We start from the raw sequence: 15,710 nt of genomic DNA on the forward strand, positions 1-15,710 counted from the left end.
ACACCATGATTGATTTTATAATTGTCGGAAATGGTCTAGCTGGTGTTTGTTTTGCAGAAATTGCTCTTCAAAATCAGAAAAAAATACACGTATTTGATGCTGAACTCACTTTTTCTTCTAAAGTTGCTGCAGGTTTGTATAATCCTGTAGTTTTGAAACGATTCAGTGAAGTGTGGAAAGCTAAAGAACAATTGGAATTGGCGATCCCGTTTTACAAATCTTTAGAGGACAGATTTAATGTAAAATTAGATTACACTATTCCTTTATATAGAAAATTTGCTTCTATTGAAGAACAGAACAATTGGTTCCAAGCTGCTGATAAACCGAATTTGAGTTCCTTTTTATCATCCGAATTGGTTAAAAGTCAACTTGGTTATATTGAGGCACCCCTTAATTATGGATTAGTCAATAATACTGGATATTTAGACATTAAACTTCTTTTAAAATCTTATGCAGATTTTCTTAATGAGATAAATTGTATTTCAAACGAAAAGTTCGATTATGATAATTTAGAAGTCTTTGAGGATTATGTTCAATATGGGTTAATCAAAGCCAAACACATTGTCTTTGCGGAAGGGTATAATTTGACTTCTAACCCTTTTTTTCAAGATTTACCCATTGATGGAACTAAAGGCGAATTATTGTTGATTAAAGCTCCTAATTTAAAACTTGAAGTGATTGTAAAATCAAGTATTTTTATTTTCCCAGTAGGTAACGATTTATACAAAGTAGGAGCAACTTACAATTGGTCAGATAAAACCAATACACCTACACAAGAAGCTAAACAAGAGTTATTATCGAGCCTTAAAGATTTAATACTATGTGATTTTGAAATTGTATCTCATTTGGCAGGTATAAGACCCACAATCAAAGACAGAAGACCTTTAGTTGGAACGCACTATAAACATAATAATGTACACGTTTTAAACGGATTAGGTACAAGAGGTGTGATGCTAGGTCCTTTTTTAGCCAAGCAGCTTTACAATTCCATCGATTTGGGTATTCCTTTAGATTCAGAAATAGATGTTAAAAGAGTATACAAAAAAAGAAACCTTATTTAGTTTCTTTTTTCAATTTATCTTTCCAATTTTTTTCAAAAGATACAAACATATTTATCCAAATATTTCTTGAATAACGCATCATTACTGGCAATAATACTATTAGCGTAACAATAATTGAAATAAATGCTGTTTTCACAGTGGTTTCTAAAATAACATAAGAAATCACATAAGCCGCTATTGCAAAAGCAACACCTAAACCATAGCTTACATACATTGCTCCATAAAAAAAGGAAGGTTCGATGCTGTATTTCAATCCACAGTGACTGCAATTTTCATGCATTTTATATATTGAGCTGATTTTGTAGGGGTTATTTTCTAAATACATGCTTTCTTCCTGACATTTTGGACAACTTCCTGTTAAAATACTATTTAATTTGGATCCTTTTTTTAACATTTGCAAAAATTTTAGTCAAAGATACACTATCAACAGTTTATCTTTGTAACAATTGTAACAAAATATAATGCTAAACATACACAATTTATCGGTTTCCTTTGGTGGAACATTTTTATTTGAAGAAGTCACTTTTAGATTAGGTGCAGGTGATAGAGTAGGACTTGTCGGAAAAAATGGAGCAGGAAAATCAACCATGTTAAAAATTTTAGCGGGTGATTTTAAACCAGATTCTGGAGTTATTGCAACTGAGAAAGAAGTGAAAATGGGCTTTCTTCGCCAAGATATAGATTTTGAAGAAGGAAGAACCGTTTTAGAAGAGGCTTATCAAGCTTTTGAAGACATAAAAAAAACAGAATTTCGTATAGATGAAATCAATCATCAATTGGCTACAAGAACCGATTATGAAAGTCAAGTTTACTCCGAGTTAATTGAAGAATTGAGTGATTTAACTCATCATTACGAAATTTTAGGAGGTTATAATTATGTTGGAAATACCGAGAAAATTCTTTTAGGTTTAGGTTTTAAACGTGAAGATTTTAATAATCTAACTTCTACTTTTTCTGGTGGTTGGAGAATGCGAATTGAATTAGCGAAACTATTGCTTCAAACTAATGATATTTTATTGTTGGATGAGCCAACCAATCACTTAGATATAGAAAGTATCATTTGGTTAGAAGGTTTCTTAAGAAATTTTGCTGGAGTTGTAGTTATCGTTTCGCATGATAAAATGTTTTTGGATAATGTTACCAATAGAACCATCGAAATCTCATTAGGTAAAGCATACGATTTTAATAAACCTTATTCGCAATATCTTGAATTACGTCATGAAATTCGCGAAAAGCAATTGGCAACTCAAAAAAATCAAGCCAAAAAGATTGAAGAAACTGAAAAGTTAATTGAAAAATTTAGGGCAAAAGCTTCTAAAGCATCTATGGCTCAGTCGCTAATCAAAAAATTAGATAAAGTCGAGCGTATTGAAGTGGATGAAGATGATAATTCTGTTATGAATATTTCTTTTCCTGTTTCTCAAGTTCCTGGTAGAGTTGTGATTGAAGCCGAAAATGTTACCAAAGCTTACGGTAATAAAACGATTTTAAAGGATATTTCATTGTTAGTAGAACGAGGAAGTAAAATTGCTTTCGTGGGTCAAAATGGACAAGGAAAATCAACTTTCATAAAAGCAATTGTAAATGAATTCAAATATGACGGAACAATTAAGTTAGGTCATAATGTACAATTGGGTTATTTTGCACAAAACCAAGCGGAATATTTAGATGGAGAAATTACCCTTTTAAGAACCATGGAAGATGCTGCAACAGATACCAATCGTTCAAAGGTTAGAGATATGTTGGGTTCCTTTTTATTTGGTGGTGATGATGTAGAAAAGAAAGTAAAAGTGCTTTCTGGTGGTGAACGTAATCGTTTGGCATTGTGTAAGTTGTTATTGCAGCCAATCAATGTTTTGGTTATGGATGAGCCAACCAACCACTTGGATATCAAATCTAAAAACGTTTTAAAAGCAGCGTTGCAAAAATTTGAAGGAACGTTACTTTTGGTTTCTCACGACAGGGATTTTTTACAAGGTATGTCTAATATTGTATACGAATTTAAAGATCAAAAAATAAAAGAATATTTAGGAGATATTAATTTCTTTTTAGAACAACGCAACATGGAAAACATGCGTGAAGTTGAGAAAAAAGACATTTCTAATCCTAAAACTGATGTGAATCAACCTAAATCTGCAAAAATATCCTACGAAGATCAAAAAAAGAACAAGTCCCTTCAAAATCGTCTGAGTAAAATTGAAAGCCAAATTAAAGATTTAGAAATCAATATTCAAAAAGACGATAAAGAATTGGCCTCTAACTACGATAAATTGATTGAAAATGCTGCTTTTTTCATGGCTTATGAAAAGAAAAAGAAAGAACTCGATAAATTACTGGAGGATTGGGAAATAGTTCAAGAAGAAATTGACGCACTTTCTTAAAAAAAGAGTAAAAGTTTCTGTACATAAACCGCGACTGAATACTAAAAACTGTACACTGAACACTTTTTTAAGAAGCTTATCCAGCTATCCATTACAAGAAAACAGTTAAAAACAACATTTTGTTCATAAAATAAAGGAGCTTCTTTTAGTCGCTCTTTTTTTTATACAAAATTGTCATTTTTATCTGTTTTGCTTTTCATTCCTATCTGGGCTAGGGCATTTGTTGTAAAATAAAAAATAGAGTTTCCTTTTACATTCTAGACCTTAATCTAAATCACATTCAATAAAAGTATTGTTTTTTACTTAAACGGATTCCGTTCTTTCCACAGAGTTTCAGGTTCCAAATAACAAAATATTTTGCCAATAAAAAAATCAATAAACCAATTGGAATGTTTAATAAAACCAAACATTTTTTCGGGTTTTGCTCCAACGGAACTTTTAATTTCAAGTGCTGTTCTGGCAAAAACAATTTCATTGAATTCTTTTTTAATAGAATATCCAATCATGTCGTACAACATGTTTAAATACAGCATTTTTTCTCTCTGAATGGTGTCGTCATAGCCTAAAAAATAGGTATCCATGGCTTTGCTGTTTTTAACCAAGGTATTGAATCCTATCATTTTATCATTCAAAAAGTAACCGTAAAATAAAAAATCATCACCTATAATTTTTTTAAATTCGCAAAAGTGATTTTCAGTCAAAAAGAAAGTATTGAAAGGAGCATTTTTGGCCACATGATGATACAATTCGTGGATGGTTTTTTCATGATGCTTTATTTCTTCACAAGACAGTTTTTTTTTCTCAATACCAATTATTTTTTTTCTTGCTCTTTTGTATTGGTCTCTGTATTTTTTATTTAAAGCATTGACATAATCTAGTTCTGTTTTCCATTCTTTTGGAATTTTAAACAGCATATTGGGTTGTGTTGTAAATTTATAAAAATCTTTAAGTGAGTTGCTTATGTAATTGCTTGTGTTTTTGTCAAAATCTTTGTAAACAGTTAAATGAATTTTTTGATTTCTTTGTTTAAATTGTGCTTTTAGTTCTTCTACAGCACTCATTAAAGTATTAAGTGTTTCTGTAAAACCAATCTTGTTAGAATACACAAACGCGTTTTGACCAGTAAGCATGTTGTTTCCAATAAATAAAACGTGGGAACAGTAATTTTTAAATACAAAATTCCTAACAGAAGTTTTAACAGAATGATCTCTTTCTCCAAAGGAATTTAATAAATTTAAATTCAAAAATTGAGTTAATGCAATACCAACTAATTCATTATCAGTAAATATTCCGATGTAATGACACTGCATGTTTTTTGGTGCAGAAAGTTCTAAAACTTTTAAATATTTAGAGGATAAGAATATGTTTTCTCGAGCAATAACATCCCATTCTATAGGAAGTTCTTTTGCGGAATTGTATATTTTAAATGGTTTAATGATTTTCTTTTTTTCAAATATAAATAAAACTTAAAACAAAGAAATGTTTTTATGTTTAATTTAATAGCTAATGGTCGATATAAAAAGTAAAGTTGTCTTAATATTCAGTTTCGTTGGATTAACAAATTAATTTTAAGACAACTTTTTATCATTTCCAACCGCAAACAATAGCTCCAATTATAGCTAAACAAATTATCCAATAGCCAGAATGAATCAGAATATACTTCCATGATTTTCTTTCAAATAAACCATTAATTCCTATCAAAGGGAAAACAAATAAAAGTCCCATCATGGTACCATGTAAAGCACCGTGACTAAAAGTTCTAAACTTTCCTGCATAATCATCCATAAAAGCTTTGTATGAGGGTAGTGCGCTTTCCTCTGCACCGTTAATCATTCCAAATGCTCCAAATTCATGAATCACCATAAACTGCATCATAAACGCAATAAAAAATGAAAACAGAAGGGTTAGTCCAAAAATTTTCAACATGTTTCCTTGTTTCAATTCTTCTTCAACAAAACCGTTTTCTTTCATCCAAATTTTCCCAAAAAGAGGTCCATACCAAACAAAACCTACCAGTAAAGTACTAAAAGACGCTACAATAATAGCTAAAAAATTAATTTCCATAGTTAAAATAGTTATTGGTTAATAAGTCAAATATAGATAAAAAAGAAACACTTAAACACTTGTTAAATAAATTCCATAAAAAAACCATCTACAAATTAAGTAAATGGTTATTGGAATCTTATAAAAATATATTTATTCAGCAGCTGTTAATTTGCTTGAACTTCTGTATAAGTAAGAGGTGTAAATATGTCTTCTAGCAAAACGACTAGGAGATTCTGCATTTACCATTTTTATATAAATGTTTCTAGGAACACCAAAATATTCAAATTGAGAACCATCTAAAAAATTAATATATAAAACCGTATTGTCCATATAAAAATCTTGAATGTTGTAATTTTTAATAGTTGCTTCATAAGCTTCTTTAACTTTTTCTTGAGTTTCAGGAGCAATACTTACTAAAAAATGATAAGCTTCAATAACGTTTTTACTTCTTTCTTCAGCTATTAAACGCTCAGCAGCATCAGCAATAGTGTCAGGATGATCTTCTTTCATGCTGTTTCTGTAAATAGTTTTTAACTCTTTTAAAGTTACATTTTTATCTACATTTAATAATTTTCTGTATTCAGCAATCTTTTTTGTATTCATGTTTCAAAAATTTAAGCGGCAAAAGTAGTGTTTTATATTGAATTTCAGCTCATTTACAAGAAAATCCTAATGTTAAAATAATTTGGGCGTTACCCCAAAGAAAAATTTGGGGTCAGGCTATACGTTCCAATCTTACATTTTTACAAAAAAATAAAAGGATTTCCACTGCTATCCTTAACGCATTAAAAAGAACGATAGGTTTTTAATTAATGTTTGTCAAAAATTAAATGGAACTTATATTTTTTACAAAAAAAAACCATTCATTTCTGAATGGTTTCTTAGTAGCGGGAACAGGACTCGAACCTGTGACCTTCGGGTTATGAGCCCGACGAGCTGCCTACTGCTCTATCCCGCGATGTACGGTTTGTAATTCAATAAATTAACTTAGTAGCGGGAACAGGACTCGAACCTGTGACCTTCGGGTTATGAGCCCGACGAGCTGCCTACTGCTCTATCCCGCGATTTGTGAGTGCAAAAGTACAATGATTATTTGAATAAACAAACCTTTTTTTAAATAATGTTTTATTTCTCCTATTCGATCGATATGATTACCTTTGCAAAAAGAAATTAATGAACATGGAACACAAAGCAGGCTTTGTAAATATAATTGGCAATCCAAATGTAGGTAAGTCAACGCTAATGAACGCATTGGTTGGTGAACGTTTATCCATTATCACAAGTAAAGCACAAACAACACGTCACCGTATTTTAGGAATTGTTAATGGAGATGATTTTCAAATTATTTTTTCAGATACACCAGGGATTATAAAACCTGCTTATGAATTGCAAAGTTCCATGATGAATTTTGTAAAAAGTGCTTTTGAAGACGCCGATGTATTGATTTATATGGTAGAAATAGGAGAGAAGGAGCTGAAAGATGAAGCTTTTTTCAATAAAATTATCTATTCTAAAATTCCAGTTTTATTGTTGTTGAATAAAATTGATAAATCCAATCAAGAGCAATTAGAAGAACAAGTTGATTTTTGGAAAGTAAAAGTACCCAACGCAACTGTAATTCCAATTTCTGCTTTAGAAAACTTTAATGTAGAAACCGTTTTTACAACCATAAAAGAATTATTGCCAGTTTCTCCAGCTTATTATCCAAAAGACGCTTTAACTGATAAGCCTGAACGTTTCTTTGTAAACGAAACCATTCGCGAAAAAATTCTTTTAAATTACGATAAAGAAATTCCTTACGCTGTAGAAATTGAAACAGAAGAGTTTATTGAAGATGATAAAATCATCCGAATACGTTCTGTAATTATGGTGGAACGAGATACACAAAAAGGAATTATTATTGGACATAAAGGTGGTGCATTGAAAAAAGTAGGTATGCAATCTCGTGCCGATTTAGAAAAATTCTTTGGAAAACAAATTCACATTGAATTGTATGTAAAAGTCAATAAAGATTGGAGAAGTAGCGAATACCAATTGAGACGCTTTGGTTACAATCAGAAATAAAATATAATTGCCGCTGGTTTTAATTAGCGGTTTTTTTTTACAATTCAACAATTCTACTTATTAATTTGTTAAGTTCATGCATTTGCGGTTGACATTTTTTTCGATTGATTCTTGCCTGAAAATATAAACCAAACCAAAAAATAACCATCAACCCCATAATTATAAAATCTAAAGTTGTTGATTGTTTTAATCTCCAGTGCGAATAGGCTATCATAGAAAATAAGAGAAATATACCAGCAATAATAAAATGCAAAAAAATAAAAAAGGTCCAAACGGTTTGATCCGGTCCAAATAACCCTTTTATGTTTGTCGTTTTATCCTCATTTTCTGTCAATTCTACGTGCAAATGAGGCGAATAGTATTTTCGTTTTGTCAGAGTAATGAAAAAAAAAATATGATGGTCTGAGATTTTAATGCGATAATTTTCTTTAACCTCATTTTTAAGTTTGGAAGCATTTTTTAAAATTTCTTCCATAGATTTTGATACGTCTTGACTAAATCTAGGTCTTAATACTATTGTGTTTTCCATTGTTTTGAAATTTAGATTTAACAACTGTTGAACTAAATTACATAAAAAAAGTAAATTACAATCGCTTTAAAAGATTTTCTTTAACTTCATCGATCCATTCTTGTTTTAAGATGCTCAAAACAATACTATCACGTCTTTCTCCATTGGGTTTAATGAAATTTTTTCTTAAAACTCCTTCTTCTTTACAACCTATACTTTTCATGGCCGCGATGCTCTTTTTGTTTTCAAAATCGGCTCTAAATTCCACTCGTTCCATATTCATTTTTTCAAAAGCAAATTCTAGTAATAAATATTTACAGTTTTTATTTAAACCCGTTCCTTGAAAAGATTTTCCATACCAAGTAAAACCTAATTGTACTGTTTTGTTGGCAAGTTGCATGTCATAAAAACGTGTACTACCAGCAAATGCATTGGTGTTTTTGTCAAAAACAATAAATGGATAGGAATTGCTTTTAGTTCTGTTCTCAATGGCAGTTTCTATATAATTTTTCAAACCTTCTTTTCCTGAACCTTTTTGCAAAGAATATTCCCATAATTCGGGTTCGTTTACAGAAAATGAAACTAAATTATTGAAATCTATAATTTCTAAAGGTCTTAATAAAACCCTTTCATTTTCAAGAATGTATTGTTTGCTAAAGTCGAAATTCATATTTAATCTTCAATGACTTTGTTAAATAATTCTTCTAATTCTTTCATTTGCGAAATTCCTTTGCTGCGATTTAATCGGGCAATAAAATAAAGTAAAAACCAAATAATTGTCATGGTTAACATCACCATTAAATCAAATTTAAAAGGTTGGCCTAGAGACCATTTGGAGTAAACAACAGCTGTAAAAATTAAAAAAACTAAAGCCACAACACCATGCAAAAACATAAAGAAAAACCATAACACAGGATCTGGACCATAAATTCCTTTAATATAGGTGTTTCCATCTTCCATTTTTTCTAAGGTTATTTTTAGATTCGGTGAATATTTTTCACGTTGAAGCATTCCAATAGAAAAACGGATGTATAATTCGGTAATTTTAATACGATAATCCGGTTCCACGCTGCTTTTTAATTTTTCACAACTTTTTTGAATAGCATCAACGGGTTTTGACACTACTTTATCGAATCGAAATCTTAATTTTAGTTCTTTTTCTGGTTCCATGAATGGATTTTGGTTTGCGAACACTAAATTACAATTTATTTTGGAAACGTAAAGTTATGTGTTATAGTATTTGTTAGCCCTGATAGTAATGAAAAGCTTTTTTTTGGAGGCATTTTAATTTTGTGGTTTTAAAAAAGCGACCTAAGAAGCTCTTTTTGAAGCCTACAAAATAAATGAAAACGAAAAAAACTTGCAATGGATAGCAGGTTTAAGCTTCAAAAAAGTGTACTTTTGCACTTTCAAATAAATGTTATGAACAATATTGTTGCCATTGTAGGTAGACCAAATGTAGGGAAATCGACTTTTTTTAATCGTTTAATTCAGCGTAGAGAAGCGATTGTAGATTCCGTTAGTGGTGTGACTCGTGATAGAAACTACGGGAAAAGTGAATGGAATGGAAAAGAGTTTTCTGTGATTGATACTGGTGGATATATTAAAGGTTCAGATGATATTTTTGAGGCAGAAATTAGAAAACAAGTCGAATTAGCTATAGACGAAGCTGATGCGATTATTTTTGTGGTTGATGTGGAAGAAGGCATAACGCCAATGGATGATGAAGTGGCAAAATTGTTAAGAAAAGTAACAAAACCAGTGCTTTTAGTTGTCAATAAGGTAGATAATGCCATGCGTACTAATGATGCTTTAGAATTTTATAATTTAGGTTTAGGTGAATATTTTGCTATTTCTGGAATGACTGGAAGTGGAACAGGTGAATTGTTGGATGAATTGGTAACGGTTTTACCAGAAATGCCAGAAGTTACTGAAGATGAAAACCCCTTGCCACGTTTTTGTGTAGTGGGAAGACCTAATGCAGGAAAATCATCGTTTATTAATGCTTTAATTGGTGAAGATCGATTTGTGGTAACGGATATTGCAGGAACGACCCGTGATGCTATTGATACTAAATACAATCGTTTTGGTTTTGAATTTAATTTGGTGGATACAGCCGGAATTAGACGAAAAGCAAAAGTGAAAGAAGATTTAGAGTTTTATTCGGTAATGCGTTCCGTTAGAGCTATTGAAAACAGTGATGTTTGTATCTTAATGATTGATGCTACTCGTGGTTTTGAAGGGCAAGATCAAAGTATATTTTGGTTGGCTGAAAAAAACAGAAAAGGAATTGTAATCTTAGTTAATAAATGGGATTTGGTTGAAAAAGATACGATGTCTGCAAGAGATTATGAAAGAAAAATTCGTGAAGAATTGCAACCTTTTACCGATGTGCCTATTCTTTTTGTTTCGGCATTAAACAAACAACGTTTAATTAAAGCTTTAGAAGTTGCAGTTGAAGTTTTTGAAAACAGAAAACACAGAATTCAAACTTCTAAATTTAATGATACCATGTTGCCGATTATTGAACATAATCCGCCACCAGCATTAAAAGGAAAATACGTAAAAATTAAATATTGCATGCAATTGCCTACACCAACACCTCAGTTTGTGTTCTTTTGTAATTTGCCACAATATGTAAAAGATCCTTACAAACGATTTATTGAAAATAAATTAAGAGATGAGTTTAATTTTCAGGGAGTTCCCATAGAAATTTACTTCAGACAAAAATAAGATTTAAGCATCCATTTGGGTGCTTTTTTTATTAAGTGTTGTTAAATTAATTGTAAGAATTTTTATCATTAAACAATATTTTTTTTATTTGTCTGTTATAATATTCATCAACATCAATCAAACTTAGTATGCTTAAAAAAATTATTCTCACAGTTTTTATGCTTTCCGCTTTTTGTGTTTTTAGTCAAAATACTTTTAAAATTAGCGGTAAAGTTTTAGAAAAATCAACACAAGCACCTTTAGAATCTGCAACCATTTATTTAACCACAGTAAAGGATTCAACCATTGTAGACTATACCATTTCTGATAAAAATGGAAATTTTACTTTAATTGCCAAAAAAACGGACAATCCAATTAATTTTAAAATTTCTTATAATGGTTATAAAAACTTCACAAAAACTTTAGACAATATTTTACAAGAAAATAATTTGGGTACGATTGAATTGGTCGAAAATGCCAATCAATTGGATGAGATTGTGTTAAAAGGTGAAATTCCTCCAATCCGAATTAAAAAAGATACTTTAGAGTTCAATGCTGGGTCTTTCAAAGTCAATCAAGATGCTAATGTAGAAGCACTTTTGAAGCAATTACCTGGTGTTGAAATTGATGAAGCTGGAAAAATAACAGTAAACGGCAAAGAAGTCAATAATATATTAGTAAACGGAAAACCTTTTTTTGGAAAAGATGGTAAAATTGCCACTCAAAATTTACCTGCTGATATGATTGATAAAGTTCAAATCACGGATACCAAAACTAAGTCTGAAGAATTATCTGGTGATGCTTCAAGTTCTAATGAAAGTACCATAAATCTTACCATTCAAGAAGATAAAAATAAAGGTTTGTTTGGAAAAGCAATGGCTGGTAAAGGTTCAGATGACCGATATGAATCGAGTTTGTTGTTCAACTATTTTAAGGATGTTCAAAAAATCAGTATTTTAGGTTCGTCTAACAACATTAATTCGGTCGGATTTTCTATGGATGAAATATTTGATAACATGGGTGGTGGAAGAAACAACACTATTTGGACTAATGATGATGGTAGTTTTGCTATTAACGGAAGGCAATTTGGAGGTGGAAACGGAATTACCCAATCCAACATGATCGGAATAAACTATGCTGATGAATTGCTCAATAAAAAAGTTGATACTAATGGAAGTTATTATTTCAATAATGCAACAACCAACAATAACAACAGAACTAACAGAACCAATTTATTGCCAACGGGAACCACTCAAACCAATTCGGAATCAGTATCAAAAAACGATGTAAATGGACATAACATTTCTTTTGATTTTGAAATAAAGTTAGATTCATTGTCAACCATTTATTATACGCCTTCATTCAATAAAGGGAATTCTAAAAATTCTTTTACACGAAATTCGGCAACATTTAATGAAGCCAACAGTTTGCAAAATGAAAATTTTACAGACAATTTTACAGATTCAGAATCGACCAATTTTGCCAATAATTTTTATTTCAGTAAGCGATTTTTAAAGAAAGGTAGAAATATTAATTTTTCATTTGATACGAATAATGATTCAAATAAATCGGATACGAAAACCATCAATAACACCATTTTTTATCAATCAGGAAATGCCAATGATAGTAGAAATCAAAATCAATTGGATGAAAATACTACAGACGATTATAATTTCAATTTTAGTTATTCGGAACCTATTTCAGATTCCTTATCGCTATCATTTAGAACCATTTATCAAACTAAAAGGCAAAGAAATTCTACCGAAACATTTGATTTTAATGGAACAGATGCTTTTGATGTTTTCAATGGATTACTATCCAATACAATTGATTCAAAAACCAATTCATTAAGTTCTACTGTTGGTTTAAATATCAGAAGAAAAAAGTTCAGAACAGGATTTTCATTAGGTGTTGATTTGTTAAATTACGATAACCAATCTAATTATTTAAGTACACTAACAACACTAAAAAACGATTACGTTTATCCAAAAGCAAGAGGTTATGTGAGTTACAACTTAACGAAATCAAAATCGTTTTATTCTTTTTTCTCTTATGAGGCCAGTTTGCCAAGTGCTCAACAATTGTTACCTTTTCAAAATTTAGCCAATCCATTGAATACCATTATTGGAAATCCAAATCTAAAACCAATTGAAAATTATTCCATGTATTTCAATTTCAATAATTATGATTATGCCACTCGTTCAGGTTTATATGCTTATTTTGGTGGAGATTTCAAAACCAATCAAGTGGTGAGTTCTACGGTTTATGATCAGGATTTTAAAGCAGTTACTACTTATGAAAATGTAGATAAAGGAGCAAATTTTTACACAGGTTTTAATGTTAATAAATCGTTTAAAAAAGAAAAAAGAACGATTAAGTATGGTTTTGGACTAGGCTTAAATTACGATTTCAATCAAGGATTGACAAATGCTCAATTGTATGAATCTACTGGAATTAGCTTAAACCCAAGAGTTAATTTTTCATATATGATTGATGATTTAGTCACAATTTCACCTTCTTATAGATATTCTTACAGACAAAATAACTTTAAAAATTATATTATTGACAAATCAAATAACTATACCCATAGTTTTAAAATTGAAACCACTTCTTATTGGCCTAAGAAATTTGTTTTAGGTAATGATTTTGGATACAACTATAATTCCAACATTGCTGATGGATTTCAAAAAGATTTTTATTTATGGAATGTAAGTTTAGGATATAATTTTATGGGTGATAATTTATTGGCTAAAGTAAAAATTTATGATTTATTAAACCAAAATGTTAATGCAACGAGAACGATATCACCAACAGCAATTTCAGATGTAGAAAACACTGTTTTGCAACAATATGTTATGTTTTCATTGACTTATAAATTAGAAAAGTTTGGAGGAAAAAAGAAAAGCGATAGCGACTTTTATTTTGAAGATTAGTTAGCTCTTTCATACAAAACAAAAACTCGTTTCATTAATTTGAAACGAGTTTTTATATGTTTACGTTCTAAATTCTAACTTCAAATTACCAGCTTCCACCAGCTCCTCCTCCTGAAAAACCTCCGCCGCCAAATCCACCACCGAATCCGCCACCGCCAAATCCACCACCAGAAGAACCGCCACCAAATCCACCTCCAAAGCTTCCGCCACCACGACCCATTCTACTTAGAATAATCATATCTAATAAATCGGGACCGCCAAATTTTCCTGTTCCATTGTTATCATTGCCATTGTTTCTTTTTTTAGAAATTAGAATTAAAATGACTATTAAAATTATAAAAAAGGCTATAAAAGGGAACGGATTATCATTTTTGTTTTGAATTCTTGTTCCTTTGTATGTTCCTTTAATAACATCAAAAATTGCAGATGTTCCTGCGTTTAATCCATTGTAATAACTACCAGCTTTAAATTCTGGTATTATTATATTTCTAGTAATTTCACCGTTTATTCCTGCAGTTAAATATTGTTCTAAGCCATAGCCCGGAGAAATCCATATTTTTCTTTCTTCTTTAGCTAATAATATTATTACTCCATTGTCATTTTGTTTTGTTCCTCCAATTCCCCATTCTTGACCCCATCTTGGAGTAAGAATTCCGATGTCTTCTCCATTTAGACTTTCTATTGTTATAACTACTATTTGTGTAGTTGTTGAGTCGGAAAAATGGACTAACTTATCTTCTAATGTTTTTTCTTCTTTGGAATTCAAAACATCTGCATAATCATAAACAGAAGTTTGAAATTTGGGAATTTCTGGAATTATATATTGAGCAACAAGTGAACTGTAACTAAGTAAAAAAAGTATAAATACAGTTTTCAAAAGGTTGGAATTTGGAATTTTATTTTTTAAAATTTTCATTATTTATCCTTTTGAAATTTCGTTAGGCAATTCATTACTGTCATCCACTTGATATGGAAAGTATTTTTTCAATTGTTTTCCTGCTTCTTTAATCCCTTTTGTTAATCCTTTTTTATATTTTTTTTCTTTGAAATGTTTTAAAACTATTTCTTTCGTACTTTCCCAAAAATCTGTTGGAACTACTTGGTCAATGCCTTCATCTCCTAAAATAGCAAACTGATTTCCAGAAACATTGATGTAAAACAAAACACCATTTCGGGCTTCAGTTTTATACATTTCTAAAGAATTAAAAACCTCCTTTGCTCTTTCGAAAGGAGGTTTTTCTGATTTTTCTTCAATGTGTACACGAATTTCTCCCGAAGTATTTTCTTCAGCAATTCTAATAGCTTCAACAATTTTTGCTTCTTGTTTTGAAGTTAAAAAATCTTCGGTTTTTGACATTTTATTGTGGTTTGTTTTCAAAATCAAAATCAAAATCAACTGGTTTTTCAGCACCTTCTACGGCTTTGAATGCCTCTTTTTCTTTGTATTCTGATAAAACGAACTTTCTTGGAACATTTAAAACATAGTTGTTATATTTTTCAATTGATTCATTAAATCTAGTTCGGGCTGTTAAAATTTGATTTTCAGTACTTGATAGTTCATCTTGTAATTTTAAGAAATTTTGATTTGCCTTTAAATCTGGATATTTCTCTACCGTTACTAATAAACGTGACAACGCACTACTTAATCCACTTTGTGCTTGATTAAATTGAGCCAATTGTTCAGGTGTTATATTAGTTGGGTCTATATTAATTGATGTAGCTTTTGAGCGTGCATTTATTACAGCTTCTAAAGTAGATTTTTCAAAATCTGCAGCACCTTTTACAGTTTTTACCAAATTTCCAATTAAGTCATTTCTTCTTTGGTAAGAAGTTTCTACATTTCCCCATTCTTTTTTTACTGCTTGATCAACTTTAATTGCACCATTTTTAACACCAAAATACCATGACACAATACCAAATCCAATTACAGCTATAATAATTACAGGAATTAACCATTTTTTCATAATTTCTAATTTTAAGTTTAATTTATTGTTTTGTTATTAGT

Annotated in this window: 15 protein-coding genes and 2 tRNA genes; 5 read left to right on the plus strand and 12 right to left on the minus strand. The window is 30.4% G+C overall.

All coding sequences use genetic code 11. The features are described from left to right. The first annotated feature begins 5 nt into the window (after positions 1–5). On the plus strand, positions 6–1,061 hold the full coding sequence (locus ACTF56_RS07275) for an NAD(P)/FAD-dependent oxidoreductase (protein WP_438966250.1): 1,056 nt from the start codon (positions 6–8) through the stop codon (positions 1,059–1,061). Here the strand turns inward: ACTF56_RS07275 and ACTF56_RS07280 are convergent. Beyond that, entirely contained in the window at positions 1,054–1,455 is a 402-nt protein-coding gene (locus ACTF56_RS07280; RefSeq protein WP_438966251.1) for a DUF983 domain-containing protein, read from the minus strand. The genes ACTF56_RS07275 and ACTF56_RS07280 overlap by 8 nt on opposite strands. Before the next feature lie 67 nt (positions 1,456–1,522). On the opposite strand from ACTF56_RS07280, the gene ACTF56_RS07285 reads away from it, so the two are divergent. Further along, the gene (locus tag ACTF56_RS07285) at positions 1,523–3,442 is read left to right on the plus strand and encodes an ABC-F family ATP-binding cassette domain-containing protein (protein WP_438966252.1); all 1,920 of its coding nucleotides are present in this window, start codon (positions 1,523–1,525) and stop codon (positions 3,440–3,442) included. Between the two features lie 299 nt (positions 3,443–3,741). Here ACTF56_RS07285 and ACTF56_RS07290 read toward each other — a convergent pair whose 3' ends face one another. The 5 genes from ACTF56_RS07290 to ACTF56_RS07310 all read right to left on the minus strand — a co-directional run bounded on the left by ACTF56_RS07290 (position 3,742) and on the right by ACTF56_RS07310 (position 6,552). Continuing rightward, positions 3,742–4,752, minus strand: coding sequence for an 8-amino-7-oxononanoate synthase (locus ACTF56_RS07290; protein WP_438966253.1), 1,011 nt, complete (start codon positions 4,750–4,752; stop codon positions 3,742–3,744). Positions 4,753–5,026: 274 nt separating this feature from the next. Next, complete coding sequence (locus ACTF56_RS07295; protein ID WP_438966254.1) at positions 5,027–5,506, minus strand: DUF1761 domain-containing protein; 480 nt, start codon at positions 5,504–5,506, stop codon at positions 5,027–5,029. Between the two features lie 132 nt (positions 5,507–5,638). After that, positions 5,639–6,091, minus strand: coding sequence for a KTSC domain-containing protein (locus tag ACTF56_RS07300; protein ID WP_438966255.1), 453 nt, complete (start codon positions 6,089–6,091; stop codon positions 5,639–5,641). 282 nt (positions 6,092–6,373) lie between these two features. Next, positions 6,374–6,446 (minus strand) — tRNA-Met (locus tag ACTF56_RS07305). Positions 6,447–6,479: 33 nt separating this feature from the next. After that, positions 6,480–6,552, minus strand: a tRNA-Met gene (locus tag ACTF56_RS07310). 115 nt (positions 6,553–6,667) lie between these two features. Here ACTF56_RS07310 and era point away from each other — a divergent pair. Beyond that, on the plus strand, positions 6,668–7,552 hold the full coding sequence (gene era, locus ACTF56_RS07315; protein ID WP_438966256.1) for a GTPase Era: 885 nt from the start codon (positions 6,668–6,670) through the stop codon (positions 7,550–7,552). 37 nt (positions 7,553–7,589) lie between these two features. Here era and ACTF56_RS07320 read toward each other — a convergent pair whose 3' ends face one another. Genes ACTF56_RS07320 through ACTF56_RS07330 form a run of 3 tightly spaced genes read right to left on the minus strand, consistent with a single transcriptional unit; the run spans position 7,590 to position 9,230 of the window. After that, entirely contained in the window at positions 7,590–8,081 is a 492-nt protein-coding gene (locus ACTF56_RS07320; RefSeq protein WP_438966257.1) for a hypothetical protein, read from the minus strand. Between the two features lie 55 nt (positions 8,082–8,136). Next, on the minus strand, positions 8,137–8,730 hold the full coding sequence (locus ACTF56_RS07325; RefSeq protein ID WP_438966258.1) for a GNAT family N-acetyltransferase: 594 nt from the start codon (positions 8,728–8,730) through the stop codon (positions 8,137–8,139). Between the two features lie 2 nt (positions 8,731–8,732). After that, entirely contained in the window at positions 8,733–9,230 is a 498-nt protein-coding gene (locus tag ACTF56_RS07330) for a hypothetical protein (protein ID WP_438966259.1), read from the minus strand. Positions 9,231–9,482: 252 nt separating this feature from the next. Here ACTF56_RS07330 and der point away from each other — a divergent pair, with 252 nt between their 5' ends. Both der and ACTF56_RS07340 read left to right on the plus strand, forming a co-directional pair. Next, a complete protein-coding gene (gene der / locus ACTF56_RS07335; protein WP_438966260.1) occupies positions 9,483–10,793 on the plus strand; it encodes a ribosome biogenesis GTPase Der in 1,311 nt (436 codons plus the stop codon). A gap of 128 nt (positions 10,794–10,921) precedes the next feature. Continuing rightward, positions 10,922–13,705, plus strand: a complete 2,784-nt coding sequence (locus ACTF56_RS07340) for an outer membrane beta-barrel protein (protein WP_438966261.1) — start codon at positions 10,922–10,924, stop codon at positions 13,703–13,705. Positions 13,706–13,790: 85 nt separating this feature from the next. Here ACTF56_RS07340 and ACTF56_RS07345 read toward each other — a convergent pair whose 3' ends face one another. Genes ACTF56_RS07345 through ACTF56_RS07355 form a run of 3 tightly spaced genes read right to left on the minus strand, consistent with a single transcriptional unit; the run spans position 13,791 to position 15,669 of the window. Then, positions 13,791–14,621: a TPM domain-containing protein gene (locus ACTF56_RS07345; protein WP_438966262.1), complete on the minus strand. Its 831-nt coding sequence runs from the start codon at positions 14,619–14,621 to the stop codon at positions 13,791–13,793. Between the two features lie 3 nt (positions 14,622–14,624). Next, complete coding sequence (locus tag ACTF56_RS07350) at positions 14,625–15,062, minus strand: TPM domain-containing protein (RefSeq protein ID WP_438966263.1); 438 nt, start codon at positions 15,060–15,062, stop codon at positions 14,625–14,627. 1 nt (position 15,063) lies between these two features. Then, a complete protein-coding gene (locus tag ACTF56_RS07355) occupies positions 15,064–15,669 on the minus strand; it encodes a LemA family protein (RefSeq protein WP_438966264.1) in 606 nt (201 codons plus the stop codon). Positions 15,670–15,710 lie beyond the last annotated feature (41 nt).

Source organism: Flavobacterium sp. (assembly GCF_965657075.1).
GTDB lineage: Bacteria > Bacteroidota > Bacteroidia > Flavobacteriales > Flavobacteriaceae > Flavobacterium.

Excerpts from the sequence above, each read along its gene's own strand:
- ACTF56_RS07275 (WP_438966250.1), top strand. The coding sequence starts at position 6 with ATGATTGATTTTATAATTGTCGGAAATGGTCTAGCTGGTGTTTGTTTT.
- ACTF56_RS07280 (WP_438966251.1), bottom strand. The coding sequence starts at position 1,455 with ATGTTAAAAAAAGGATCCAAATTAAATAGTATTTTAACAGGAAGTTGT.
- ACTF56_RS07285 (WP_438966252.1), top strand. The coding sequence starts at position 1,523 with ATGCTAAACATACACAATTTATCGGTTTCCTTTGGTGGAACATTTTTA.
- ACTF56_RS07290 (WP_438966253.1), bottom strand. The coding sequence starts at position 4,752 with ATGCAGTGTCATTACATCGGAATATTTACTGATAATGAATTAGTTGGT.
- ACTF56_RS07295 (WP_438966254.1), bottom strand. The coding sequence starts at position 5,506 with ATGGAAATTAATTTTTTAGCTATTATTGTAGCGTCTTTTAGTACTTTA.
- ACTF56_RS07300 (WP_438966255.1), bottom strand. The coding sequence starts at position 6,091 with ATGAATACAAAAAAGATTGCTGAATACAGAAAATTATTAAATGTAGAT.
- era (WP_438966256.1), top strand. The coding sequence starts at position 6,668 with ATGGAACACAAAGCAGGCTTTGTAAATATAATTGGCAATCCAAATGTA.
- ACTF56_RS07320 (WP_438966257.1), bottom strand. The coding sequence starts at position 8,081 with ATGGAAAACACAATAGTATTAAGACCTAGATTTAGTCAAGACGTATCA.
- ACTF56_RS07325 (WP_438966258.1), bottom strand. The coding sequence starts at position 8,730 with ATGAATTTCGACTTTAGCAAACAATACATTCTTGAAAATGAAAGGGTT.
- ACTF56_RS07330 (WP_438966259.1), bottom strand. The coding sequence starts at position 9,230 with ATGGAACCAGAAAAAGAACTAAAATTAAGATTTCGATTCGATAAAGTA.
- der (WP_438966260.1), top strand. The coding sequence starts at position 9,483 with ATGAACAATATTGTTGCCATTGTAGGTAGACCAAATGTAGGGAAATCG.
- ACTF56_RS07340 (WP_438966261.1), top strand. The coding sequence starts at position 10,922 with ATGCTTAAAAAAATTATTCTCACAGTTTTTATGCTTTCCGCTTTTTGT.
- ACTF56_RS07345 (WP_438966262.1), bottom strand. The coding sequence starts at position 14,621 with ATGAAAATTTTAAAAAATAAAATTCCAAATTCCAACCTTTTGAAAACT.
- ACTF56_RS07350 (WP_438966263.1), bottom strand. The coding sequence starts at position 15,062 with ATGTCAAAAACCGAAGATTTTTTAACTTCAAAACAAGAAGCAAAAATT.
- ACTF56_RS07355 (WP_438966264.1), bottom strand. The coding sequence starts at position 15,669 with ATGAAAAAATGGTTAATTCCTGTAATTATTATAGCTGTAATTGGATTT.